18 protein-coding genes and 1 tRNA gene are annotated in these 24,267 nt (G+C 72.3%); 6 read left to right on the top strand and 13 right to left on the bottom strand.

The window, feature by feature from the left end:
* Positions 1–47 precede the first annotated feature (47 nt).
* The 6 genes from ACGFML_RS31325 to ACGFML_RS31300 all read right to left on the bottom strand — a co-directional run bounded on the left by ACGFML_RS31325 (position 48) and on the right by ACGFML_RS31300 (position 6,297).
* Positions 48–977: an ABC transporter permease gene (locus tag ACGFML_RS31325; RefSeq protein ID WP_393548995.1), complete on the bottom strand. Its 930-nt coding sequence runs from the start codon at positions 975–977 to the stop codon at positions 48–50.
* A gap of 78 nt (positions 978–1,055) precedes the next feature.
* Positions 1,056–1,928: a glycosyltransferase family 2 protein gene (locus ACGFML_RS31320; RefSeq protein ID WP_393548994.1), complete on the bottom strand. Its 873-nt coding sequence runs from the start codon at positions 1,926–1,928 to the stop codon at positions 1,056–1,058.
* Positions 1,929–1,942: 14 nt separating this feature from the next.
* Positions 1,943–2,722, bottom strand: a complete 780-nt coding sequence (locus ACGFML_RS31315; protein WP_393548993.1) for a CDP-alcohol phosphatidyltransferase family protein — start codon at positions 2,720–2,722, stop codon at positions 1,943–1,945.
* The gene (locus ACGFML_RS31310) at positions 2,700–3,761 is read right to left on the bottom strand and encodes an iron-containing alcohol dehydrogenase family protein (protein WP_393548992.1); all 1,062 of its coding nucleotides are present in this window, start codon (positions 3,759–3,761) and stop codon (positions 2,700–2,702) included. The genes ACGFML_RS31315 and ACGFML_RS31310 overlap by 23 nt, the downstream gene beginning before the upstream one ends.
* Positions 3,749–4,486, bottom strand: coding sequence for a sugar phosphate nucleotidyltransferase (locus ACGFML_RS31305; protein ID WP_393548991.1), 738 nt, complete (start codon positions 4,484–4,486; stop codon positions 3,749–3,751). Before ACGFML_RS31305 ends, ACGFML_RS31310 begins: the two co-directional genes overlap by 13 nt.
* On the bottom strand, positions 4,483–6,297 hold the full coding sequence (locus ACGFML_RS31300) for a DUF5941 domain-containing protein (RefSeq protein ID WP_393549007.1): 1,815 nt from the start codon (positions 6,295–6,297) through the stop codon (positions 4,483–4,485). Before ACGFML_RS31300 ends, ACGFML_RS31305 begins: the two co-directional genes overlap by 4 nt.
* Positions 6,298–6,834: 537 nt before the next feature.
* On the opposite strand from ACGFML_RS31300, the gene idi reads away from it, so the two are divergent.
* Entirely contained in the window at positions 6,835–7,446 is a 612-nt protein-coding gene (gene idi, locus ACGFML_RS31295) for an isopentenyl-diphosphate Delta-isomerase (protein WP_393548990.1), read from the top strand.
* On the opposite strand, the gene ACGFML_RS31290 is transcribed toward idi, so the two are convergent.
* The 3 genes from ACGFML_RS31290 to ACGFML_RS31280 form a co-directional block, all read right to left on the bottom strand.
* The gene (locus tag ACGFML_RS31290; RefSeq protein ID WP_393548989.1) at positions 7,421–7,912 is read right to left on the bottom strand and encodes an ATP-binding protein; all 492 of its coding nucleotides are present in this window, start codon (positions 7,910–7,912) and stop codon (positions 7,421–7,423) included. The genes idi and ACGFML_RS31290 overlap by 26 nt on opposite strands.
* Positions 7,913–8,256: 344 nt before the next feature.
* Positions 8,257–8,330, bottom strand: a tRNA-Met gene (locus tag ACGFML_RS31285).
* A 67-nt stretch (positions 8,331–8,397) separates the two neighbouring features.
* A complete protein-coding gene (locus ACGFML_RS31280; RefSeq protein ID WP_393548988.1) occupies positions 8,398–10,041 on the bottom strand; it encodes an ABC-F family ATP-binding cassette domain-containing protein in 1,644 nt (547 codons plus the stop codon).
* A 54-nt stretch (positions 10,042–10,095) separates the two neighbouring features.
* On the opposite strand from ACGFML_RS31280, the gene ACGFML_RS31275 reads away from it, so the two are divergent.
* Complete coding sequence (locus ACGFML_RS31275) at positions 10,096–10,872, top strand: enoyl-CoA hydratase/isomerase family protein (protein WP_393548987.1); 777 nt, start codon at positions 10,096–10,098, stop codon at positions 10,870–10,872.
* Between the two features lie 8 nt (positions 10,873–10,880).
* Here the strand turns inward: ACGFML_RS31275 and ACGFML_RS31270 are convergent, their stop codons facing one another.
* Positions 10,881–11,525: a DJ-1/PfpI family protein gene (locus tag ACGFML_RS31270; protein WP_393548986.1), complete on the bottom strand. Its 645-nt coding sequence runs from the start codon at positions 11,523–11,525 to the stop codon at positions 10,881–10,883.
* Positions 11,526–11,729: 204 nt separating this feature from the next.
* The gene (locus ACGFML_RS31265; RefSeq protein WP_393548985.1) at positions 11,730–12,695 is read right to left on the bottom strand and encodes a GlxA family transcriptional regulator; all 966 of its coding nucleotides are present in this window, start codon (positions 12,693–12,695) and stop codon (positions 11,730–11,732) included.
* A gap of 121 nt (positions 12,696–12,816) precedes the next feature.
* Between ACGFML_RS31265 and ACGFML_RS31260 the strand changes: the two genes are divergently transcribed.
* The 4 genes from ACGFML_RS31260 to ACGFML_RS31245 all read left to right on the top strand — a co-directional run bounded on the left by ACGFML_RS31260 (position 12,817) and on the right by ACGFML_RS31245 (position 20,260).
* On the top strand, positions 12,817–13,686 hold the full coding sequence (locus ACGFML_RS31260) for a hypothetical protein (protein WP_393548984.1): 870 nt from the start codon (positions 12,817–12,819) through the stop codon (positions 13,684–13,686).
* A 153-nt stretch (positions 13,687–13,839) separates the two neighbouring features.
* On the top strand, positions 13,840–16,275 hold the full coding sequence (locus ACGFML_RS31255; protein ID WP_393548983.1) for a Tex family protein: 2,436 nt from the start codon (positions 13,840–13,842) through the stop codon (positions 16,273–16,275).
* A gap of 707 nt (positions 16,276–16,982) precedes the next feature.
* Positions 16,983–18,386 carry a hypothetical protein gene (locus ACGFML_RS31250; RefSeq protein ID WP_393548982.1) on the top strand — a complete coding sequence of 468 codons (1,404 nt, stop codon included), beginning with the start codon at positions 16,983–16,985 and terminating at the stop codon, positions 18,384–18,386.
* Positions 18,383–20,260 carry an AAA family ATPase gene (locus tag ACGFML_RS31245; protein WP_393548981.1) on the top strand — a complete coding sequence of 626 codons (1,878 nt, stop codon included), beginning with the start codon at positions 18,383–18,385 and terminating at the stop codon, positions 20,258–20,260. Before ACGFML_RS31250 ends, ACGFML_RS31245 begins: the two co-directional genes overlap by 4 nt.
* A gap of 52 nt (positions 20,261–20,312) precedes the next feature.
* On the opposite strand, the gene ACGFML_RS31240 is transcribed toward ACGFML_RS31245, so the two are convergent.
* Positions 20,313–21,824: an SDR family NAD(P)-dependent oxidoreductase gene (locus ACGFML_RS31240; RefSeq protein ID WP_393549006.1), complete on the bottom strand. Its 1,512-nt coding sequence runs from the start codon at positions 21,822–21,824 to the stop codon at positions 20,313–20,315.
* A 174-nt stretch (positions 21,825–21,998) separates the two neighbouring features.
* Positions 21,999–23,987 (bottom strand): FUSC family protein, encoded by a 1,989-nt coding sequence (locus ACGFML_RS31235; RefSeq protein WP_393549005.1) that lies wholly within the window; start codon positions 23,985–23,987, stop codon positions 21,999–22,001.
* Between the last annotated feature and the right edge of the window lie 280 nt (positions 23,988–24,267).

Here is a 24,267-nt window from a genome sequence, read left to right as displayed (position 1 = left end):
CCAGCGCGGCCTCCGTCGGCTGGATGCCGTTCTTGTCCTCAGCGATGTCAGCCACGTCCGTACCGCTCCTCGGCCTTCCAGAAGTACACGAAGCCGCCGATTCCCATCACCAGCGCCCAGCCGACGGCCCAGGCCCACACATGGTGCGGCAGCTGGTTCTTCGTGAAGCTGTCGATCAGTGCGAACCGCATCAGGTCGATGTAGACGGCGGCCGGATTGGCGTTGAGCAGGAACTCCACGAACCCCGGGACGTGCTTGCCCTTGAGGATCACGCTGATGCTGAACATCACGCCGGACGCGTACATCCACGTCCGCATGACGAAGGGCATGAGCTGCGCGAGGTCCGGGGTCTTGCTGCCCATCCGGGCCATGACCATCGCCAGGCCGGTGTTGAAGACGAACTGCAGCAGCAGCGCCGGGACGACCAGCAGCCACGACCAGGTCGGCATCTGCCCGCAGCTGAGCAGGATGACGACCAGCACACCCATCGAGAACAGCAGCTGCTGGAGCTGCATCAGGCAGAACGAGATCGGCAGGCACGCCCGCGGGAAGTGCAGGGCCCGGACCAGGCCGAGGTTGCCGGCGATGGCGCGGGTGCCGGCCATCACCGAGCTCTGGGTGAAGGTGAAGATGAAGACGCCGGTCACCAGGAACGGGACGAAGTCGGGAACGTTGTTCCGGGTCCCGATCAGCAGACCGAAGATGAGGTAGTACACGAGCGCGTTCAGCAGCGGCGTCGCCACCTGCCACACCTGGCCCAGCTTCGCCTGGCTGTACTGAGCGGTCAGCTTGGCACTGGCGAAGGCGGAGATGAAGTGCCGCCGGTCCCACAGCTCCCGGACGTACTGCGGCAGGCTGAGGCGGGCCCCGCTCTGCGAGAGCCCGTACTTCTGGGCCCGCTGGGCCGCAGTGAGCCCTTCGTCGGAAGCTGGCGGGGCACTCATGGCGACCGCACTGTCGTGCGTTGTCTCGCTCACAGTTGACACTTTCGTCCTCAATGTGCGCTGCCGGGGCTACGCCCCGGTTCACGCCTGATGCTCTCAGATACGAGCTTGTCAGATGACGGGAGGGCGGCCCAGTCGGGTCAGTCGCCAAACGGTAGCCCACTTCATGGGGCGCCTGGGACCGCAGGGCGTGGTCCAGCCCTCCTTGAAACCCGCCAGCCAGACCCGCAGCGCGGGCCAGGAGGGACGACGGGCCAGGGTGAGCAGGAACCAGACGCCGAGGTAGACCGGAACAAGCGGGGCGGGCAGGTTGCGGCGGGCCAGCCACACCCGGTTACGGGCCACCATCCGGTGGTAGACCGCGTGCCGGCTGGGAGCCATGGTCGGGTGGAGCAGCACCATGTCCGACCGGTAGTCGATCAGCCACCCCGCGTTCAGCGCCCGCCAGGCCAGGTCGGTCTCCTCGTGGGCGTAGAAGAAGTCGTCGGGCAGCCCGCCGATCTCCTGGAACACCTTCGTACGGACCGCATTGGCGCCACCGAGGAAGGTGGTGACCCTCGAGGAGCGCATCGGGTCGGCGGCCCGCAGCCGCGGTACGTGCCGACGCTGGGTCTCGCCGGTGTCCGGATCGGCGATGCGGAAACTGATGATGCCGAGCTCGGGGTCCGCCGTGAACGCCTCGCGGCACAGCTCGGCGGTGTCCTCCCTGGCCAGCAGCCCGTCGTCGTCGAGGAACAGCAGCACATCGACCTCGCTGCCGCCGGGCCCGAACGCCTCGATGCCGACGTTGCGGCCCGCCGGGATGCCGAGGTTCTCCGGCAGCTCGACGGTCCGTACGCCCTCGGGGAGCTCGGGCAGCGGCGAACCGTTGCCGACGACGACGGTCTCGACCCGCTCGCCGTTCTGCTTGGCGACCGAGTCCAGCAGCGCGCGCAGCTCGTCGGGGCGGTTGCCCATGGTCAGAACAACCGCACCGACGCGCATCCGGGACGCCCCCGTCACTTGAGCCTGCTGGAGGCGAGGATGGACACGAGGTGGAGCAGGGTCTGGACGATCGCGATGCCGGCGAGCACGGCCACGCCGAGACGCGAGAAGAACAGGTCGCCCCGGACCGTGTCCAGGATCGCCAGGAAGAGGATCAGCAGGGACGCCTCGACCCCGAGGACGAGCCGGTGGAACTTCAGCGCGGCGGCGGCCTTGCGGGCCAGCGCCATACCGGACGAGCGCGGCTCGGACGCCGCCTCCTTGACCGGCGGCAGGCCGCCCTGGTGCCGGGCGACGCCGACGAGGTCGGTCTCGGCCTTGATCAGGATGGCGCCGAGAGCGGCGAGCGTGCCGAGGAAGGCCCAGAGCCAGTCGATCCGCCCGGAGCCCCACAGGTCGGCGGCCCGCAGCCCGAAGCCCACCAGGACCGCGGCGTCGCACAGGTAGGCGCCGACACGGTCCAGGTACACGCCGCCGAGCGAGAACTGCTTCCGCCAGCGGGCGACCTCACCGTCGATGCAGTCGAGCAGCAGGTAGAGCTGGACCATCACCACACCGAGGACGGCGCCCGCGATTCCCGGCACCAGCAGGGCCGGGGCGGCCAGGACGCCGGCGACGGTCATCAGGTAGGTGAGCTGGTTGGGCGAGATCCTGGTGTTCACCAGGTACCTGTCGCAGCGCAGCGAGATTTCCCGCATGTAGAGGCGACCGGCCCAGTGCTCACCGCTGCGCCGGTCCTTGACACCCGCGGGGTGCACGACCGGGCGGAGTTCAGCTACTGACGGCTTGTGCATAGTCGGCGTAAGCGTCCCTGATCTGGTCGGTGGACAGGTCGAGGTGCTCCAGGATGGTGTAGCGCCCCGGGCGGGTCTTGGGTGCGTACTCGACGGCCGCGACGAATTCCTCGGCGGTGAAGCCGATCTCCTCCGACGTGACCGGCAGGCCGTGCCGGCGCAGCACCTGGACCATCAGCGCGCACATCTCCTTGTCGCCGCGCAGGTGCGTGGCGAAGGCCGCGGCCAGGCCGCACTGCTCGCCGTGGCTCGCCGCCCGCTTGGGGTAGAGGATGTCGAGCGCGTGGTTGATCTCGTGGCAGGCGCCGGACGCCGGGCGGCTGTCGCCGGCCACCGACATCGAGATGCCGGTGAGCACCAGACCCTCCGCCAGCACCTGGAGGAAGGCGTCCTCGCCGACCCCGCCCGGGTGACGGAGCACGGCCTCACCGGCCTGGCGCGCCATGGCGGCGGCCAGTCCGTCGATCGCCTCGCCGGTCTCGCGGTGCGAGAGCTCCCAGTCCGCGACCGCGGAGATGTTGGAGATCGCGTCGCCGATGCCGGAGCGGACGAACCGGACCGGGGCCTCGCGGATGATGTCGAGGTCGATCACTACGGCGATCGGGTTCGGCACACCGTACGAGCCGCGGCCCGCGTCGTTGTCGAGGGTGGCGACCGGCGAGCACAGGCCGTCGTGCGACAGGTTCGTCGCGACGGCGACCAGCGGCAGGCCGATGCGCGCGGCGGCAAACTTGGCACAGTCGATGATCTTGCCGCCGCCGAGGCCCACGACCGCGTCGTAGTGCCCCTTCTTCATGGCGTCGGCGAGCTTGATCGCGTCGTCCAGGGTGCCGCCGCCGACCTCGTACCACTCGGCGCCCGGCAGCGCGGGCGACAGCCGCTCGCGCAGCCGTGCCCCCGAGCCGCCGCTGATCGCGATGGCGAGCTTGCCGGACGCGGAGATGCGCTGATCGGCCAGCAGGCCCGCCAGGTCGTCCAGGGCGCCGGCGTTGATGTCGACGACGACCGGGGACGGGATGAGGCGGGTCAGTACTGGCATGCGATGTCACGGCCCTTCGCGAGGTCGTCGTGGTTGTCGATCTCGACCCACTTGACGTCGCCGATGGGGGCCACGTCCACCTTGAAGCCACGGTTGACGAGCTCCTGGTAGCCGTCCTCGTAGTAGAGGTCGGGGTCGCGCTCGAAGGTGGTCTTCAGGGCGTCGGCCAGCTCGTCGGCGGCCTCGCCCTCGATGAGGGTGACGCCGATGTACTCGCCGGTCGCGTCGGCCGGGTCCATCAGCTTGGTGATGCGCTGGACGCCCTTGGCGGGGTCCACGATGACCTTCATCTCCTCGTCGGCGAGGTTCTTCACCGTGTCGAGGGCGAGGATGATCTTCTTGCCGTCGCCGCGGGCGGCGAGCAGCGTCTTCTCGACGGAGACCGGGTGCACGGTGTCGCCGTTGGCGAGGATCACGGTGTGCTTGATCGAGTCACGGCCGCACCACAGGGAGTAGGCGTTGTTCCACTCCTCGGCCTTGTCGTTGTCGATGAGGGTGAGCTTGAGGCCGTACTTCTGCTCCAGGGCCTCCTTGCGCTCGTAGACGGCTTCCTTGCGGTAGCCGACGATGATCGCGACCTCGGTCAGGCCGATCTCGGCGAAGTTGCCGAGGGTCAGGTCGAGGATGGTCGTGTCCCCGTCGACCGGCACCAGAGCCTTGGGCAGGGTGTCGGTGTAGGGGCGCAGACGCCGTCCGGCGCCGGCAGCCAGCACGAGGCCGATCATGCGGGTTCTCCTTCATCGTGTACGGCGGGTGCTCCGGAGGAGACCCAGAAGCGGATGCTCTCGATGAGCACCAGCAGCGCAAGGACCACGGCAAGGGCCGTGAGCGCGATTGTGAAACCTGTGGGGGACAGCGCGGCGGCCAGGACGGTCACTACGAGGACGCGTCCTTCGTGCCCGCCGGTTGCCCGGACCAGCCATCGCGGCGGCGCCCCGCTGCCACCACGGATGCGGTAGACGGTGTCGTAGTGATGGTAGGCGACCGCCGCGACCAGCCCGAACGCCGCGGGCAGCGCTCCGGGAGCGTCCGACCGGACCGCGAGGACGAGGATCGCGGTGTACTCGCCGGCCCGGAAGAACGGCGGCACCAGCCAGTCGAGGGCGCCCTTGAGCGGGCGGGACACGGCCGCGCCGGCCAGCAGCGCGGAGCAGAGCGCGACGCCGACGGTCAGCCACGAGGCGGGGTCGCCCTCGAAGATCACCCAGACCAGCAGCACCGCGGCCGAGAGAAACGCCATAACCGGGGCGAGGAAGGAACCGGCCCGGCCGCGGCCGCGGGCACCGCCGGCGATCAGCTCGGCGAGCGGGCCGGAGTCGGCGAGATCGGCGAGGGCCTGGGCCGCGCGGTCGGTGCGCCGGGCCCGGCGGGTCAGCGAGCGCAGCACCCGGCCGGCCGTGGTGTAGCAAGCCGCCAGGGCGCAGCCGATCAGCAGGGCGTAGAAGACGATGCGCGGGGTGGTGAGCGCGGTGAGTACGGCGATCATGGCCCAGCGTTCGCCGATGGGCAGCACGATCATCCGGCGCACCCAGACCGTCCAGCCGACGCCGTCCAGCTTGTCGGAGAGCGCGGCGGTGGGGCTGGTGTTGGCCGTGGCACCCCTTGCATCGTGATTCGACTCGTTGAAGGAGAAGTCGACGACGTGGCGGCACGTCTGGAGCACCATCGCGCCGAGCGCCAGCGCCCAGACGTCATCGCCGCCGCGGGCCGCTCCGAGGGCCAGGCCCGCGTAGTACGCGTACTCCTTGGCCCGGTCGAAGGTGGCGTCGAGCCAGGCGCCCATCGTCGAGTACTGGAGCGAGTAGCGGGCGAGCTGCCCGTCGGTGCAGTCCAGGACGAAGGAGAAGAGGAGCAGGAGGCCGGCCGCGACGAAGCCGCCGCGGGTCCCGGTGGCCGCGCAACCCGCCGCGATCAGCGCGGTGAGCAGCGATGCGGTGGTGACCTGGTTGGGCGTGAGCCCGCGGCGCGCGCACCAGCGGGCGAGGTAGCGGGAGTACGGGCTGATGCAGTAGGTCGTGAAGAAGCCGTCGCGGGACTTCACGGCGGTACGCAGCCGTACGGCCTCGTCGTCGACGGCGGCCACGGCCTCCTGCGCGTCCTCGCGCTGCGCCGGGGTGAGGGCGACGGTGGCGACCAGGCTGCCCAGCTCGACGCGGTGCAGGCCGACGTCCTCACGGTCCAGGGACTCGGTGAGGGTGTCGGTCAGGACGTCGGTGAGGTGGGCGGTGCCGGCGCCGACCGGGATCTTGCCGGTCGCCCGGACCAGCGCGGCGCGCGCCTCGGGCTGCACGGTGAGCGCCCCCGGTACGGCGGCGGCCGGGAAGCGCGGATCGGTCAGTGCCAGCCGCAGGGCGTGCAGATGTCCGACGAAGCGGGGGTCCACGACGGCGACCCGATCCTGGGCGGGCACGGCGGCGATCAGCTCCGCCGCGGCCGCGGCATCGTTCGCCGTGCGGACGTCAAAGCCCAGCGTGCGCAGGTCGGCTTCGAGCGGCGACCCGGCGACCGGCGGACCGGTGAGGATGACGGTCGACAGACGAACTCACTCCTTGGATGCTGACAAGGCAGCACGGGCCGGTTCGCAGTCGGTTCCGCATTCGATACGAACTACCCGGGCAGCGGGCGTGGCACACCTGGCACCCGGCGGGGCTGGGTGGCACGTCGGCAGAGGCTATCGGATCGCCGGAGGGGCCCGTTCACCGCGCATTCACCGCACGATCGAGTGACCGACGGCTGCGCCTGCCGCGATCATCATGGTGGATCGGACGGCCATGAACAACCGCCGTCCTGACCAGCCGCTCGATCCCGTGCCGGTTATGAGTGGGCTGGTCACCGGTGGTGCGAGTTGTACCGCGACGGGTGTGGCGAGGGCCATGCGGCAGGTGGCCGATGTGGCCCCTCTCACGGCCGGATGCACCGGTGGCCGGTGATCGTTTTGCATTCGGACACAAAATCGCACACGGATCGGAACCTGACGAACCCTGCGGCATCGTGCACCACCTGCCCCGGTGTGCGCCTGATGTGCACGCGGGTGGGGCAGACTTGGCGTCGAAGACCGACGACAAGGATGGGCATGCCGATCACACCTGCCAACGGACAGACCGCCGGGATCCCGGCGGCGAGCACAGCGGACGGCGCCGCCGAACCGATCATGCTGGAGCTGGTCGACGAGGACGGCAAGACCATCGGCACCGCGGAGAAGCTCGCCGCCCATCAGCCTCCCGGCCAGTTGCACCGGGCGTTTTCGGTCTTCCTCTTCGACGAGAAGGGCCGGCTGCTGCTGCAGCGCCGGGCGGTGTCGAAGTACCACTCCCCCGGTGTGTGGTCCAACACCTGCTGCGGGCACCCGTACCCGGGCGAGACGCCGTTCGCGGCCGCGGCCCGGCGCACGGCCGAGGAGCTGGGCCTGGCGCCGGCGCTGCTCGCCGAGGCCGGCACGGTCCGCTACAACCACCCCGACCCGGCGTCCGGCCTGGTGGAGCAGGAGTACAACCACTTGTTCGTCGGGCTGGTGCGGGCGGATCCCGCGCCCGATCCCGAGGAGATCGGCGAGATCGCGTTCGTGACGCCGCAGGAGCTGACCGACCGGCACGACCGGGCACCGTTCTCCGCGTGGTTCATGACCGTCCTGGACGCGGCGCGCCCGGCGGTCCGCGAGCTCACAGGCGAATCGGCGGGCTGGTAGCCGGAGCGACGAGCGGCAGCTCGGCCCAGATGGCCTTGCCGCCGCTCGCGGTGTGCTCGACGTCGCACTTGCCGCCCGCCTCCGCGGTCAGCACCTTGACCAGCCACAGTCCACGGCCGCCGACATCACCGTCCTCCGCCTCGAGTGCCTTGGGGCGGTAGGGGTGGTTGTCCTCGACCGCGATCCGCAGCCAGTTCGCCCCGATGGTGAGCTGTACGGCGATCTGGGGCGAGAGCAGGGCGGCGTGCTGGACGGCGTTGGTGACGAGTTCGGAGACGATCAGCAGCAGACCGTCCATGATGCCGGCGGCGACCGGCACACGCTGTTCGTCGAGCAGATCCCGTACCGCGTGGCGCGCCTGCGGCACCGACGACTCCAGTGCCGGGGCGGTGAACCGCCACACACCTTCGTACGCGAGCGGGGAGGTCAGCTCCTCGGGGGGTTCTGCGGGGGGTCCGGAAGGCATCCTCACAGGGAGAGTGTTGAGAATGCACTGGCCCGGGCCGGCCCGCTGAACACAAGTCAGCACCTATCGACGCCTTCTGGCCGTTCTGCTGCGGTTCCAGCGCTTCGGCGACCGGTTCTTTTCCTTAAATTCGCCGTCGTGGACTGCGGCGGAAGCCTGGACGAACGGTCCACGCCATGAGGATCGCTCCAGGCGGGTTCCGGAGGGGCCAGATCCGGCCACGTTGCGCTGCCGTCATCTCGACCGGGGGTGTCGTCCGGGCAGGCCCGGTAACGGGAAGCGCAGCGGATCGCCGAACGACAGCAGGCCCGGTGCGAATGCACCGGGCCTGCTGTCGTCACGAGTAGCGGGGACAGGATTTGAACCTGCGACCTCTGGGTTATGAGCCCAGCGAGCTACCGAGCTGCTCCACCCCGCGTCGGTTCGCACCACACTACGGGGCGCCGCGCGCAGAACCAAATCGATTATCGGAGCAGCGGCGCAGCTCACACCGCGCGGTCGGTGATCCGGCCGGCATCGACCTCGATACGGCGCGTGGTGTGGACCGCGTCCAGCATCCGCCGGTCGTGCGTGACCAGCAGCAGGGTGCCCGGGTACGAGGCGAGGGCCGACTCCAGCTGTTCGATGGCCGGCAGATCGAGGTGGTTGGTGGGCTCGTCGAGGACGAGGAGGTTGACCCCGCGGCCCTGGAGCAGGGCCAGCGCGGCGCGGGTCCGCTCCCCCGGTGAGAGCGTGCGCGCCGGGCGCAGGACGTGCCCGGCCTTGAGCCCGAATTTCGCCAGGAGGGTGCGGACGTCGGCGGGCGAGAGGTCGGGGACGCAGGCCCGGAAGGCGTCCATCAGGGGCTCGTCGCCCAGGAACAGGCCGCGCGCCTGGTCGATCTCGCCGACCACCACGCCGGGGCCCAGCGTGGCCTGCCCCTCGTCCGGTACGAGCCGGCCGAGGAGGGCGCCGAGCAGGGTGGACTTGCCGGAGCCGTTGGGGCCGGTGATGGCGACCCGGTCCGCCCAGTCGATCTGCAGGTCCACCGGGCCGAGGCGGAAGCCGCCGCGGCGGACCTCGACGCCGCGGAGGGTGGCCACCACCGCGCCGGCCCGGGGCGCCGCGGCGATCTCCATCCGCAGCTCCCACTCCTTGCGCGGCTCCTCGACGACATCGAGCCGATCGATCAGGCGCTGGGTCTGCTTGGCCTTGGCGGCCTGCTTCTCGGTGGCCTCGACCCGGCCCTTGCGTGCGATCTTGTCGTTGTCGGTGGCCTTGCGGCGGGCGTTCTTGACGCCCTTCTCCATCCAGTTGCGCTGGGTGTGCGCGCGGGTCTCCAGGCCGGCCCGGGTCTCCGCGTACTCCTCGTACTCCTCGCGGGCGTGGCGCCGGGCCCGCTCGCGCTCCTCCAGGTAGGCGGCGTAGCCGCCGCCATAGGTGTTGACCTGCTGCTGGGCGAGGTCGAGTTCGACGACGCGGTCGACGGTGCGGGTCAGGAACTCGCGGTCGTGGCTGACCAGGACCGTGCCGGCACGCAGCCCGGTGACAAAGGACTCCAGCTGCCGCAGGCCGTCCAGGTCGAGGTCGTTGGTCGGCTCGTCCAGCAGGAAGATGTCGTAGCGGGAGAGCAGCAGCGAGGCGAGCGAGGCGCGGGCCGCCTGACCGCCGGAGAGGGAGGTCATCGGCTGGTCGAGGCCGACCGCGAGGCCGAGCTGGGCGGCGGTCTCCTCGGCGCGTTCTTCGAGGTCTGCGGCACCCAGGGCGAGCCAGCGCTCGAGGGCGACCGCGTAGGCGTCGTCCGCGCCGGGGCGCTCCTCGGCCAGGGCCTGAGTGGTGGCGTCCAGGGCGCGCTGGGCGTCGGCGACGCCGGTGCGGCGGGCGAGGAACTCCCCTACGGACTCTCCGGGGCGGCGGTCGGGCTCCTGCGGGAGGTGGCCGACGGTGGCGGTGGGCGGGCTCAGCGCGAGCTTGCCGTCCTCGGGGGTGTCCAGGCCGGCCAGCAGGCGCAGCAGGGTGGACTTGCCTGCGCCGTTGGCGCCGACGAGGCCGATCACCTCGCCGGGGGCGACGACCAGATCGAGACCGGAGAACAGGACGCGCTCGCCATGGCCGGCGGCGAGGTCTTTGGCGACAAGGGTTGCTGACATCAGACCATCGATCGTATCCGGCCGTCGCCGCACGGGCCGCTCTAATATCCGGGCATGGAACCGGCTCTGAAGACGCATGTCAGCGACGGCACGGCGACCGTCACCATCAGCAACATCGGCAAACGCAACGCCATGACCCTGCAGATGTGGCGGGACCTGCCGCCCCTGCTGGAGCGGCTGGCGGGCGACCGGGCCGTACGGCAGCTGGTGCTGACGGGCGAGGGCGGGACGTTCTGCGCGGGGGCGGACATCGGGTCGCTGCGGGAGCCGTCGGGCGTCTCCCCGGGGCCGACGGTGGCGGCGGCCGAGGAGGCGCTGGCCGCCTTTCCCGGGCCGACGCTGGCGGCGATACGCGGGTACTGCGTGGGGGGCGGCTGTCAGCTGGCGGCCGCCTGCGATCTGCGGTTCGCGGAGGAGGGGACGCTGTTCGGGGTGACCCCGGCGAAGCTGGGGGTCGTGTATCCGGCGTCGGCGACCCGGCGGCTGGTGCGGCTGATCGGCCCGTCGGCCGCCAAGTACCTGCTCTTCTCAGGGGAGTTGATCGACTGCGCGCGGGCGCTGCGCACCGGGCTGGTGGACGAGGTGCTGCCCGAGGGCGAGCTGGACAAGCGGGTCGCGGAATTCGCGGCCGTGCTGGGCGGCCGGTCGCTGCTGACGCAGACCGCGGCGAAGGAACTGGCGAACGGGACCTGGGACGTCCCGTCCCGAGTGGCCGAGGAGCGGGGCGCGTACTGGGCGGCGCAGGCACGCGAGAGCGGCGACACCCTGGAGGGTGCCGCCGCCTTCCTGGAGCGCAGGGCGCCGCGCTTCACCTGGCGGGGTGAGCAATAGGGCCGGGCCTACTCCTCGCCGGCGAGGAGGAACCGGCCGCGCTCGCGCATCATCGCGGTGATCTCCGCCGGGGCCTTGTCGGGGGCGCCCGCGTCGTACGGCGGCTGCGGGTCGTACTCGATGCCGAGCTGGATCGACTGGGCGACGGTGTCCCCGGAGATCCGGCCCGCCAGGGTCAGTCCCATGTCGATGCCGGACGACACGCCGGCCGCGGTGACGTACTTGCCGTCGAAGACCACCCGCTCCCCGGTCGGCTCGGCCCCGAGGCCGGGCAGCTGGTCCAGCGCCAGCCAGTGGGAGGTGGCCCGGCGGCCCTTGAGGAGCCCCGCGGCGCCCAGGATGAGCGAGCCGGTGCACACCGAGGTCGTCCAGGTCGTGGTGGCGTCCACGGCACGGATCCAGGCGAGCAGGGCCTCGTTGTCCATGTGCGCGATCTGCCCCGGGCCGCCGGGCACGACGAGGATGTCGGGCGCGGTGACGTCCTCCAGCGTGGCGTCGGCGACCAGGGCGAGCGAGCCGTTGTCGTTGCGGTAGGCGCCGGTGCGCTCGCCGACGAACACCGTCTCCGCGCCCGGCAGTCGGCTGAGGGTCTCGAACGGGCCCACGGCGTCCAGGGTGGTGAAGCGGTCGTAGAGAAGGATCGCGATCTGCATCTGAGGCTCCTGTTGGCAGTTGGCAGTTGGCAGTTGGCAGTTGGCAGTGGTCAGGGGAATGTGGCAGTGGTCACGGGAATCGGACGGGGAAAGCGCGCGGCGAGCCACGGGAACACCGCCCGACCCCGCCGCGTTGTGGCCCCGTAGGGGGCGCTCGTATCCCCTACGGGGAGTGTTCGAGCGCGCCGTAGGGGCACGGCCCGGTCAGCTCACCGGCGAAGGGGACGGCCGGAATCGGCGCCGGTATTCGGCCGGGGCGGCGCCGAGTGTCCGCAGGAAGGCCCGGCGCATCGCCTCCGGGGTGCCGTATCCGCAGTGGCGGGACACCTGCTCGATGCCGTCGGCGGTGTCCTCCAGGCGCCGCCGGGCGGCTTCCAGGCGGGTCCGGTCGACATAGCGTCCCGGCGTCATACCGACCTCGTCGCGGAACGCGCGGGCGAAGTGCCGGGGTGAGAGTCCGGCGCGGTCGGCGAGGGCCTCGACGGACAGGTCCGCCGCCGGGTTCTCGGTGATCCACTGCTGGACGTCGCGCAGGGGGCGCCGCTCCGCGGTCTGGGCGGCGAGCTGAGCGCTGAACTGGGTCTGATTGCCCGGCCGGCGCAGGAAGACGACCAGATGGCGGGCGACGGTCAGGGCGAGGTCGCGGCCCAGGTCCTCCTCCACCAGGGCCAGTGCCAGATCGATGCCGGCCGTGACGCCCGCGGAGGTGACGATGTCGCCGTCGCGTACGTAGATCGGTTCGGGGTCGACGCGGACGGCGGGGAACCGCCGCGCGAGGACGTCGCACACCGCCCAGTGGGTGGTCGCGCGCCGCCCGTCCAGCAGCCCGGCCTCGGCGAGCAGGAACGCGCCGCTGCACACCGACACCTTCCGCCGGGCGCGGGGCGCGTGCGTCCGCAGCCAGTCGATCAGCCGGGGGTCCGGGCTGCGCGTGCCGTTGCCGCCCGGCACCAGGAGGGTGTGCGGCGCCGGAGCGTCCGTGAGTGCGAGGTCCGGGGTGAGGGTCAGCCCGCTGGAGGTGCGGACCGGGCCGCCGTCCAGGCTCGCCGTGCGGATCCGGTAGGAGCCCGGAGCACCGGCGTCGGCGCCGCTGAAGACCTCGACCGGGCCCGTGACGTCCAGGCTCTGCAGGCCGTCGAAGAGGACGACCAACACCTCGCGCTGTTCCATGTCTCCATCCTGGGGACTCCTCACGATGGCCGCAACGACGAATATCCCACCTTTACTGCCATCAGGACCCCTCGGCAGGGGCCGCGGACGCTCCATACCGAGCGGTCGGTAACCTGCTGGGATGACCTCTCACAGCGAACTGCCGGACAACGCCGGACGCCAGTGCCACAACGTCATCAACCCGTATCACTCGACGCACTACTTCGCGCCGGAGTTCCCCGCCGAGCTCGCCAAGATCGGTCTGGAGAACCGCAGCGCCGCCTACTTCGCCGCGCGCGGCGCCGCGATGGGCCCGGTGGGCCCCGGCACCATCACCGCCACCTTCTACAACTTCAAGCACGACCTCGTCGCCCGCCACGTGCCGGGCGTCTGGTCGCTCACCACGCCCGAGGCCGTTCTGGAGGCCCGGCTGCGCGCGGCCGACGCCACCCTGCGCCGGCTGCTCGGTGACGAGGCCCTGGCGTCCGCGGAGATGGCGGAGGCGGCGGAGCTCGCGCTGCGCGCCACCGAGGGCTGCGCCCGCCAGGCCCGGCCGCTGTACGCCGCGCACGCCGACCTCCCGGTGCCGGACGCCCCTCACCTGGCCTACTGGCACGCCGCGACGCTGCTGCGCGAACACCGCGGTGACGGCCACCTGGTGGCGCTGCTGAACGCCGGACTCGACGGCCTGGAGGCGCTGGTGACCCACAACGCCAGTGGCCGCGGCATGAGCTACAAGGGCGTGATGGCGACCCGCGGCTGGTCGCAGGAGGACTGGGAGGCCGCCCAGGACCGCCTGCGCACCCGCGGCCTGCTGGACGCCGAGGGCGAGTTGACCGAGGCGGGCGCCCAGCTCCGCAAGGACCTGGAGCACACCACGGACCGGCTGGACCGGGCCCCGTACGAGCACCTGGGTGCCGAGGGCGTCGCCCGGCTCACCGAACTCGCGACCGGCTTCACCGCCGCCGCCCTGGAGGCCGGGGCGTTCCCCGCGGAGATGTTCGGCAAGTGAATCGGCAGGTCACCGGCGCGTGACGGGCCGCCGCCGGGGTGTGCGTGCGCCTTCTCACACCCCGGCGCGCACGGCTGGGCGGCGCGACAGTGCGGGCCGCCACCCTGCACAATGCAGGCTCAAGCAAGCGCTGGAAGGCGGGACAGGATCAACGTGACGGCATCCACTGTGTCCACCGGGCCTCTCGGGTCCCTCGAAGCGAGGATCGCCGAGGAGCTCGGCGTCAAGGAGCGGCAGGTCAGGGCCGCGGTCGAACTGCTCGACGGTGGCTCGACCGTCCCGTTCATCGCGCGTTACCGCAAGGAAGCCACCGAAATGCTCGACGATGCGCAGCTGCGCTCGCTCGAGGAGCGGCTGCGGTATCTGCGGGAGCTGGAGGAGCGCCGGACCTCGATCCTGGAATCCGTACGCTCCCAGGGCGCTTTGGACGCCGCCCTGGAGGCGCAGATCCGGGGTGCCGAGTCCAAGGCGCGGCTGGAGGACATCTATCTGCCGTACAAGCCCAAGCGGCGCACCAAGGCGCAGATCGCGCGGGAGGCCGGCCTGGAGCCGCTGGCCGAGGGGCTGCTGAGCGACCCCTCGGTGGAGCCGACCGCGGCCGCCGCGGCGTTCGTGGACGAGGGCAAGGGCGTCGCCGACGCGACCGCCGCCCTGGAGGGCGCGCGGGCGATCCTGACCGAGCGCTTCGGCGAGGACGCCGACCTGATCGGTGACCTGCGCGAGCGGATGTGGTCGCGCGGACGGGTCGCGGCGAAGGTGCGGGAGGGCAAGGAGGAGGCCGGCGCGAAGTTCGCCGACTACTTCGACTTCGCCGAGCCGTTCACGGAACTGCCCTCGCACCGGGTGCTGGCGATGTTCCGGGGTGAGAAGGAGGAGATCCTCGATCTCGCGCTGGAGCCCGAGGCCCCGGCGGCGGCGACCGAGGGGCCCAGCTCCTACGAGCAGTCCATCGCGCACCGCTTCGGGATCACCGACCGGGGCCGCCCGGGCGACAAGTGGCTCAAGGACACGGTCCGCTGGGCCTGGCGCACCCGCGTCCAGGTGCACCTGGGGATCGATCTGCGGCTGCGACTGCGACAGGCCGCCGAGGACGAGGCGGTGCGGGTCTTTGCGTCCAACCTGCGCGATCTGCTGCTGGCGGCGCCGGCCGGGACGCGCGCCACGATGGGCCTGGACCCCGGTTTCCGTACGGGTGTGAAGGTCGCCGTCGTGGACGCGACCGGCAAGGTGGCGGCGACCGAAACCATCTACCCCCATGTGCCCCAGCAGAAGTGGGACGCCTCGCTGGCCACGCTGGCGAAGCTGGCGCGGGAGCACGACGTCGAGCTGATCGCCATCGGCAACGGCACCGCCTCGCGCGAGACCGACAAGCTGGCGGCGGACCTGATCGCCGCGCAGCCCGAGCTGAAGCTGACGAAGGTGATGGTGTCCGAGGCGGGCGCCTCGGTCTACTCCGCGTCGGCGTTCGCCTCCCAGGAGCTGCCGGACATGGATGTGTCGCTACGCGGCGCGGTGTCCATCGCCCGGCGCCTCCAGGACCCGCTGGCCGAGCTCGTCAAGATCGACCCGAAGTCGATCGGCGTCGGTCAGTACCAGCACGACCTGTCCGAGGTGAAGCTGTCGCGCTCGCTGGATGCGGTGGTCGAGGACTGCGTGAACGGCGTCGGGGTGGACGTCAACACCGCCTCCGCGCCGCTGCTTTCCCGGGTGTCCGGCATCGGCTCCGGCCTCGCCGAGAACATCGTCGCGCACCGGGACGGCAACGGCCCGTTCCGGTCCCGCAAGGCCCTCAAGGACGTGGCGCGGCTCGGCCCGAAGGCGTACGAGCAGTGCGCGGGCTTCCTGCGGATCCGGGGCGGCGACGACCCGCTGGACGCCTCCAGCGTGCACCCGGAGGCGTATCCGGTGGTGCGCCGGATGGTCGCGTCGGCGGGCGGCGAGGTCGGCTCGCTGCTCGGCAACGGCACCGTGCTGCGCACGCTGAAGGCCGCGGACTTCGTCGACGACTCGTTCGGCCTGCCGACCGTCACCGACATCCTCCAGGAGCTGGAGAAGCCGGGGCGCGACCCGCGGCCGGTCTTCAAGACGGCGACCTTCAAGGACGGTGTGGAGAAGATCGGCGATCTCCAGCCGGGGATGTTGCTGGAGGGCGTGGTGACCAACGTCGCCGCCTTCGGGGCGTTCGTGGACGTGGGCGTCCACCAGGACGGCCTGGTGCATGTGTCGGCGATGTCGAAGACCTTCGTCAAGGACCCGCGGGACGTGGTGAAGCCGGGCGACGTCGTGCGGGTCAAGGTGCTCGAGGTCGACATCCCGCGCAAGCGGATCTCCTTGACCCTGCGGCTGGACGACGAGCCGGGCAAGGGCGCGCCGGCGAGCGGCGGCGAGCGGCGCGGTGGCGGCGAACGCCGCGGCGGGGCGCGTGACGGCGCCCGTGGTGGTGCGCCGCGGCAGCGTCAGGGCGGCGGGGGCGCGGGGCGCGGCGGTGACCGCCGGGGCGGCCGCGACGCCGCACCGGCCAATGACGCGATGGCCGACGCGCTGCGGCGGGCCGGGCTCCTGGGCAAGGAGGGCGGCGGGCGGCGGTAGGCGCCGGTGTCAGGGGCGGGCGGGGGCGATGCCTCCGCCCGCCCGTGCGTCCGGGCCGGTGGCGCCCGGCGGCCCCGTCCGCACTGCGGCCTCGGCTTCCGCTCGTGACAACGGGCCGCGATCGAGGTGGAGTTCCGAGCACCTGGGCGTGCCACGCGGCGTGGTCCGCCGCCCAGTCGGCCCGCCGCGCCGCGATCCCCCAGTCCGCCTCGTCCCGAGCCGGGCCGGCACCGCGTCGATCGGCCGGTCCTGCCGCGGACCGGTGAAGTCCCCGATGCGTTCCGGCCCCCAGGTCCGCATGCCGTCTCATCACCACAACGAGGCGGTCCGGGACCCGTGGCCACCTCGGAAGTCCGCTTGCACATGGGCTATCGGCCCACCCTGTGACAGGTCGCCCAGGGTCTGCGGCAGCTCGTCCAGGAGCGGCGGGGTGAGCGGCATCAGTCCCAGGCGCTGCCGAGCGGGGCCACCGGCTGATCCGGGGCTTCGGCGGTCCGTCCGACTCGGCAATCGGTCGAACTTTCCGATGACGGGGTCGAGTTGGCACGACATCCGCTCACGGTGGGCGTGCCCGCGCCGGGCCTCCGGCCGCGTTCTCCGCGTCCGCGGGCCGTGCTCTCCGCGTCCGCGGACGGCTGTCGAGGGCGCGAAGATCCGTTGTCAGTGGTGGCTGGTACCAATAGAAGCAGCTGAGATGGGGGGTGGGCGTGGTGTACGACGCGAAAGGGGCGGGGCACCGGCCGGTGGTCGACCTGACCGACCGCCGGGCACTGGAGCTCTGGCAGCCGGCGGACCCGGCGGTGGTGGCGGAGGCGCGGCGACTGAAGGAAGCGGCGCTGCTGGACTTCGGGTTGACGGATTCCGTGGTCGCATCTTGGATCTACGCCAAGTGCCCTCACCAGATCCCGACGGCGGCCGTGCCGACGGCCGCCGTGGTGGCCTCGGGGGACGGCACCTGCCCGCTGCTGTACAACCCGGAGTTCTTCGTCGGACTGGGCCTGGCGGGCGTCAAGTTCGTCCTCTTCCACGAGGCGCGGCATCTGGTCCACCGCCATCTCCTCGCCGATCCGGGGCTGCGCGAGGACCCGGTCTTCGCGCTCGCCGCGGAGGTCGCCATCAACCATGTCGCGCTGGTGCGGCTGGGCCGCACGGAGCTCCCGCTGCTCGACGGCAGTCCGACGGGCGTGGACCCGCGCGTGGTCCACCAGGAATACGTCGCCGATCTGACGGACCAGGGCCTGGAGCCCGTGAGCTACGCCGACTTCACCGAGACCGACATGAGCGTGTTCCGCGAGCTGAAGCGGATGACCCGGCCGCCGACGCCGACGGCCTTCTGCGTGCATCTGGACGACGCAGCGGGGGGCGCGGACCAGGAGACCGTGGACGAAGCCGTCTCCTCGGCGCTGCTGAACACCCTGCTGGCCGCCCGCCGCGGACACCCGGGCGCGGAGCGGGAGTTGCTCGACCTGATGGACCGCACGGACGGGGCCTCGGAGCATGCGAGCCAGGTGTGGGGGCGGCTGGGGGCGGGGGCGCTGCGCGGTGAGACGGTGCGCACCAGGAAGGTCGACTGGTGGCAGCGCTGGCTCGTCGACGTCCTCGCCTCGAAGCTGCGGGAGGGCGAGCGCCTGGTCTACCCGAAGAAGCGCGGCGCGCTGCTCGCCGCGCTGGGCCATGAGCCGATGCTGTCGCGGCGCGGGGCGGAGCGCGAGAAGGTCCTGGTGATCGCCTACGACACCTCGGGGTCGATGCCCAACAGCGTGGTGTCCTGGCTGATGAAGCTGGTGGGCGAGATCGACGGAGTGGTGGCGCACTGGCTGTCGTTCGACGGCGTGGTCATGCCGTTCCGGCCCGGCGAGCGCGTCCACGGCGGCGGGGGCACGAGCTTCCAGGCGGTGGCCGATTACGTCGAGGGCCGTACGCAGGTCGACGGCGAGTACTTCACGGAGATACCGGACGCCGTCGTGGTGCTCACCGACGGATACGCCCCGCACATCACCCCCGCCGAGCCGGACAACTGGATCTGGCTGATCACCCACGGCGGCGACGACTGGCCCGAGCACCACACCCCGCAGATGGCCTGCCATCGCGTGACGACTGGAGACCGATGAGCACGTCCACGCCGACCACGCCGCCGCGGATGGCGGAGAGCGAGCGGCCGGGCCGGCGGGCGGCTGCCACCGGTCCGCAGGCGCCGGAGGGCCGGCCGGGTGCGTCCCGGCTGGAGTCGTTCATCGACGCGATGATCGACATGGGGCAGACCGGCCAGATCTTCGGTGAGCACGGCATCGGCAAGACCTCCACCTTCTTCTCCCATCTGCCCCGCGCGTACCCCGATGCCGAGCTGGTCCACGTGCCGGCCGCCAATCTCACGCCGGACGATCTGCTCGCCAACGTGCCGGTGCGCGACGCCGCCACGGGCGAACTGGTGCTGCGGCAGCTGGTGATGAGCCAGTTGCGGCCCGGAAAGCCGTTCGTGCTGCTGATCGACGACTCGCTGCAGGCCGGTGCGACGGTCCAGTCGCAGCTGATGCAGATCGCCTGCAACTGGACGCTCGGCGAGTACGACCTGCGGGCGCTCGGCTGCATCGGGGTCTTCCTGACGGACAACGAGTCGCTGGCGGAGACGGCGGCCCGGCGCAGCGACCTGGCCGTACTGGATCGGATGGTGACCATCCGGATCACCGCGAATGACACGGCCTGGCGTCACGAGCTGGCCGCGAAGTACCCCGAGTGGGATCTGCGCGAGGTGTTCACCCTCTGGGCGTCCCTCGCTCCGGCGCTGCGCGAGCTGCTCTCGCCCCGGACCCTCGACCACGTCCTGGCCAACGCCAGGGAGGGCTTCCCCCTGCGGTGGGGGCTGCCGCTGGTCAACGGCGAGCGTCTGCGGCTGCGTGAGCAGCGCAGCGACGGCAGGCCCGGCAAGGACCGTACGGACGAGGTGCTGGACCGGATCGCGGCGGCGGTCGGTGCGGCGAATCCCGTCACGATCCCCGATCCGGTGCGTTCGGTCGTCCGCGCGGCGCTGCGCAACCGCTGGTCGGTGCTGCTCCAGGGGCCCCCGGGGTGCGGCAAGACGGAGCTGGTGCGCGAGACGGTCCGGGAGGGGCTTCAGGGGCGCGAGCCGCTCTACTTCTCCCTGCCGGTGACCAATGTCGAGGACCTCTGCGCACCCATCCCGACCGTCGACGGCTCGCTGGACAACCTCCTGGCCGGTGCGTTCCTGGGGCCGGAGCCGAAGGCGATCGTCTGGGACGAGTACAACCGCCCCAAGGACAAGACCGCGTTCGCGAAACTGATGGAGATCACTCAGGAGTGGTCGCTGGCCGGGCGGCGGATCGAGAATCTGCGGGGGCAGATCGCGGTGCAGAATCCGCCGTACCACCTCGGCCGCAAGCTCCTGGTCGCCCGGAACAACATCGCCCAGGCGACCCGCTTCACCGCGTCGCTGACGGTCGAGCCCGGCGACATCCCGGCCAACGAGTGGCTGATCGCGAAGTACGGCGCGGTCGCCGAGACGGTCCTGGAGTGGTGGAAGCACGACATCGACGAGGACGGCCGGGCCTGGATCACCAAGCGCACCATCGAGCGGATGATCAAACTCCATCAGCGGGGCCTGCCCCTGGAGATGGCGATGGTGTATCTGGGCGACGGCGAGTACGCGCCGGTGTCCCTGACCGCCCTGATCGACCGGCTGAGCGAACGCCCGGTCACCGGTCTGCGCGAGGTGGCCGAGGACATCGACGCCTGGGAGGAGCGGCTGCGCAAGGCGGCGGCCGAGACGAGCGAGGGGACGAACGACAGCGATCTGGTCCACCAGGTCCTGGCCAACGCCGAGTTGTCGCAGCTGCGGCACCACCAGGACGTGGTGGCCCGGCTGTTGCCCCTGCTGCCGCCCAAGCTGCGCTCCACCTACCTGGTCGGTGCGTCGAGCGAGGTGCAGCGCTTCTGGATCGAGACGTTCGCGCGCATACCCCGCACATGAGACGGGGCCGGCGGGCGGCCGCCGCATCCCCGCCCCGCGCGGCCGGGTGTGCTCACCAGTCGGCCTCCCGGTAGTCCTTGAGGAAGACTCCGGAGAGCGGGTGGCCCGCCTCGCCGCGCACTATCGGGTCGTAGATGCGGGCCGCGCCGTCCACGATGTCCAGCGGGGTACGGAAGCCGGCCCGGGAGCTCCGTTCCTTGACGGGCAGGGGGTTCTCGTCGGTGATCCAGCCGGTGTCGACGCTGCACATATGGATGCCGTGGGCGGCGAGTTCGGGTCCGCTGGTGCGGGTGAGCATGTTGAGGGCGGCCTTGGCCATGTTGGTGTGCGGATGCCGGCCGGTCTTCTTGTGCACCGCGAATCGTCCTTCGACGGCGGTCACGTTCACCACATAACGGCGGGGGTGCGGTGAGGCGAGCAGCAGGGGCAGCAGCCGGTCGCACAGCAGGGTGGGCGCCAGGGCGTTGACCAGCTGGGTCTCCAGCAGTTCGGCGGGGTCGAGGTCCCCGATGCGGACCGTCCAGGAGTTTTTGGGTGAGGCGTCGGGCAGCAGCCCGGCCTCGTCGACGGCGGGCACGGGCGGCCCCCCGGGCGCTGCGGCCACTGCGGGCGCGGGGGCCGCCGGTGGCACGGTCGCTGCGTGCACGGGGGCGGCCGGTGGCGCGGTCGCCGGTGGCGGGGCGGTCGGGGACATGCGGTCGGGCTCGTGCGGCAGCAGCCCGAGGGCGCCGGTGGGCTGCCGGTCCTCCAGGGCTCGGTCCTCCAGGGCTCGGTCGGTGCGGAAGCCGGGGGCGAGGCGTACCCCCTCCGGCTGTCGGCCCCGCTCCCCCGCGGCGAGCAGCGCGTACGACGCGGGCGGGCGGCGGATCGTCTGCGCCGCGTTGTTGACGAGGATGTCGAGCGGTCGGCCCTCTTCCCGCAGGCTCTGGCACAGACCGAGCACCTGGCGCGGGTCCCGCAGGTCGATGCCGACGACGGTGAGCCGGTCGAGCCAGTCCGCGCTGCCCGGGGCAGCGCGGAACCGGCGCCGGGTGTCCTGCGGGAAACGACTGGTGACCAGCAGCTCCGCGCCGTCGCGCAGCATCATCAACGCCAGCTGGAACCCGATCTTGACCCGGCCGCCGGTGAGCAGCACCCGCCGTCCGGTCAGGTCCGTCCGCAGCTCCCGGCGCGCGGCGTTGTCGGCGGCGCACTCGGGACAGAGCAGGTGGTAGAAAGCGTCGGTCCGCCGGTAGTGCGCCTTGCAGACGTAGCAGCGGCGCGGCCGCAGCAACTCCCCGCCCGCACCGGTCCGTTGATCCAGGGCGGTGTCCTCGCGCCGCTCGGGGCACCCGGTCGCCGTCGCGGCCAGCACCGCCGCGTCGGCCGCGGCCTGCTCCAGCCTGTGCGCCCGGCGCCGGCGGAGCCGCGCATCGCGGACGAGCGTTCCGGCAGCCCGCTCCGCCCGCACTCGCCGGGGGTCGTCGAGGGGCAGCGCCCGCAGCCGGGCGAGCGTGCGGTCGAAAGCGGCGAGTTCGTCCTCACCGACCCCGCCGTCCGCGGCCGTCCCGCCGTCCGCGACCATCCCGTCGTCCACGGCGGTCCCGTCGCCCATGGCGGAATCGCCCCGCTGCTCCGCGTACACCCCGGCCCCCCTTGCCGTCCCCGTGGCCCACCGTCGTTCCGTGGCCCGCGATCAGCCTATGCGAGCCGGCGGAACGCGGGCGCAGGGCGGTTCCCGGCCGCGGACGCGGCACCGCTACGTCGTCCCCGCGTACCCCCGCAGCCGCTCCAGTTCGGCCGCCACGTCCGTGAGGGTGGCGCAGTCCGGGTCGGGCCGGAGCTCGGGCCCGGGTGTGCCGGAGCCACGGGCATGCGGGTCCTCCAGGGCGTCGGCCGTGGCGGAGAGTGCCTGGCACAGGCGTTCGGCCTCGTCGGGGCTCGGGCGACGGGCGCCGTGATCGAGACGTACCGCGCAGGCGGTGGCGGCGTCCACGATGCGTTCGGCCGCGGTGACGGTGGTCAGCCAGTCGGGGGTGCGGCCGCGGTCGGCGAGGAGTTCGGCGGCGGCGGTCTCGGCGGTCGCGCGGGCCTCCCCCAGGGCCCGGTAGGCGGCCCGGCGCAGCGCCAGCCGCTCGGCCGGATCCCGGCCCGGTTCGGATGTCAGGACGTGCCGCAGGAAGCGTTCGGTGGCCCGCAGCGCCGCCGTGACGCGCTGGCCGACCCGGCGGCGGGAGTCCGCGAGGTGGGGCAGATGGCCGACGACGAGGACGATCCCGCAGGCGATGGAGGTGTCGACGATCCGCTCGGCGGCGGCCTGAGGATCGCCGCCGACGTGGACGAACGACAGCACCATGAGGGTGATCGCCACGGTCTGCAGCGCGAAGTGGCGGGTGGCGAACGGCAGCAGCGCACCGCCCGCGCCGGCCACCAGGGCGGGCCACCACGTCCCCGTACCCGTCAGCAGAAGCCCCGCCCCGGCGAAGACCAGGACGCCCGCGACGGTCCCGGCGAAGCGGTTGACCGTCCGGGAGAAGAGCGGGCCCAGGTCCGGCTTCACCAGGAAGGTGGCGGTGACCGGCAGCCAGTACCAGTGGTCGGCCCGCAGCAGCAGCGCGACGGCGGCGCTGGCGGTGATGCAGAGGGCGACCCGCAGGCCGTAGTCCCGTCCGGCGGGGCCGAGGAGGCTGCGCCCGGGGCGGGTGCGGCGGCTGACGGCGCCGAGCGCACGGCGGGCCAGTGACGGCCACCCGGGGCCGTCCCGCTCCGGCGGCGCCGACTGCGGCTGTGGTGCGGACCGGGCGAAGGCCACCACGGCGTCGAGCAGGGCGCGGTCGAAGGCGCCCCGGGCCGCGGAGCTGGACTCCAGGGCGGACAGCCGCCCCGGTGGCCGGCCGGTCCGCAGGGCCTCGGCGAACTGCCGGGGGCTCCGGGTGACCCGCTCCGGCAGCGGGCGGGCCTCCCACAGCAGCGCGACGCTGGCCTCGCACAGCGCCGTCGCCGCGACGAACCGCTCGGCGAGCAGCAGTTCTTCGGTACGGGCCGGGCGGCGCAGCAGCCTGCTGGTCAGGCGGCGCAGGCGCAGGGCCTCGTCGGCGCGGTCCAGGGCCGCGGTCAGGCGGCGCCGCGCCGGTTCGGCGCCGGGTCCGCCCGCGGCCGCGAGGGCGTCGGCGAGCGCGTCGAAGACGGTGGCGACGGCCGCGCGCTCACCGCTGAGCGGACCTCCCGCGGGACGCGGGGAGCGCAGTACGAGGCGCAGCAGAAGCAGCCAGAGGCAGCCGGCGAGGACGTAGAGGGCCTTCTCCCAGGGCGCCCCGGGCAGCGGCATGCCGGCGCCCAGGATGGTGGTGGCCAGCATCTGCATCCCGGCGGTGGAGCGCACGGGTCCGGCGACGCTGCCCGCACCGGAGACGAAGCCGACCGCGAACAGTGCGGCGAGGATCCACCATCCGGCGTCGGCCGAACGCAGCAGGGCGCCCAGCAGCATGCCGAAGGCGGAGGCGAGGGCGGGCAGACCGATGTGGACGATGCCGGTGCGCCGGGTGCCGGGGCGGTCGTTGACGCCGGCCAGCATCGAGCCGAGTCCGGCCGGCACACCGATCTCCGGGTGGCCGGTGGCGATACCCACGCCGAGGAGCGGCCCCGCGCACAGGGCGCCGCGGGCGACGGCCGCCCACGGGACGGGCAGCCGCTGCCAGCGGAAGGGGTGGGCGAGCCAGGCGGGCAGGGCGCGCAGAGCGCGGGGCATGGGCTTCCTCATCGGCCGACGGTGCTGCCACCAGCCTAGGGTCCGGGTTTGTCCGGATGACGGCCGGCGGGTTACGCCAAGATCACGTCCCCGTGGCGGCGCGCCGCGCGGGCTGCCCGCCGGACGCACGGGAGCCGGCGGGCCGGCCGTCCACCGCGCGAGCGGCAACCGGGCTGCGCCGGCCCCGTCGTATCCGGCCCGTCGTATCCGGCCCGTCGTATCCGGCCCGTCGCCTGCGCCCTTGTCGCATCCGGCCGGACGCGGAGGGCCGGTGCGTCCG

This window comes from Streptomyces sp. NPDC048650 (assembly GCF_043199095.1).
Lineage (GTDB): Bacteria > Actinomycetota > Actinomycetes > Streptomycetales > Streptomycetaceae > Streptomyces.
The sequence above is the reverse complement of the archived record's forward strand: the minus strand, read 5'-3'. Positions and strand labels throughout refer to the sequence as shown.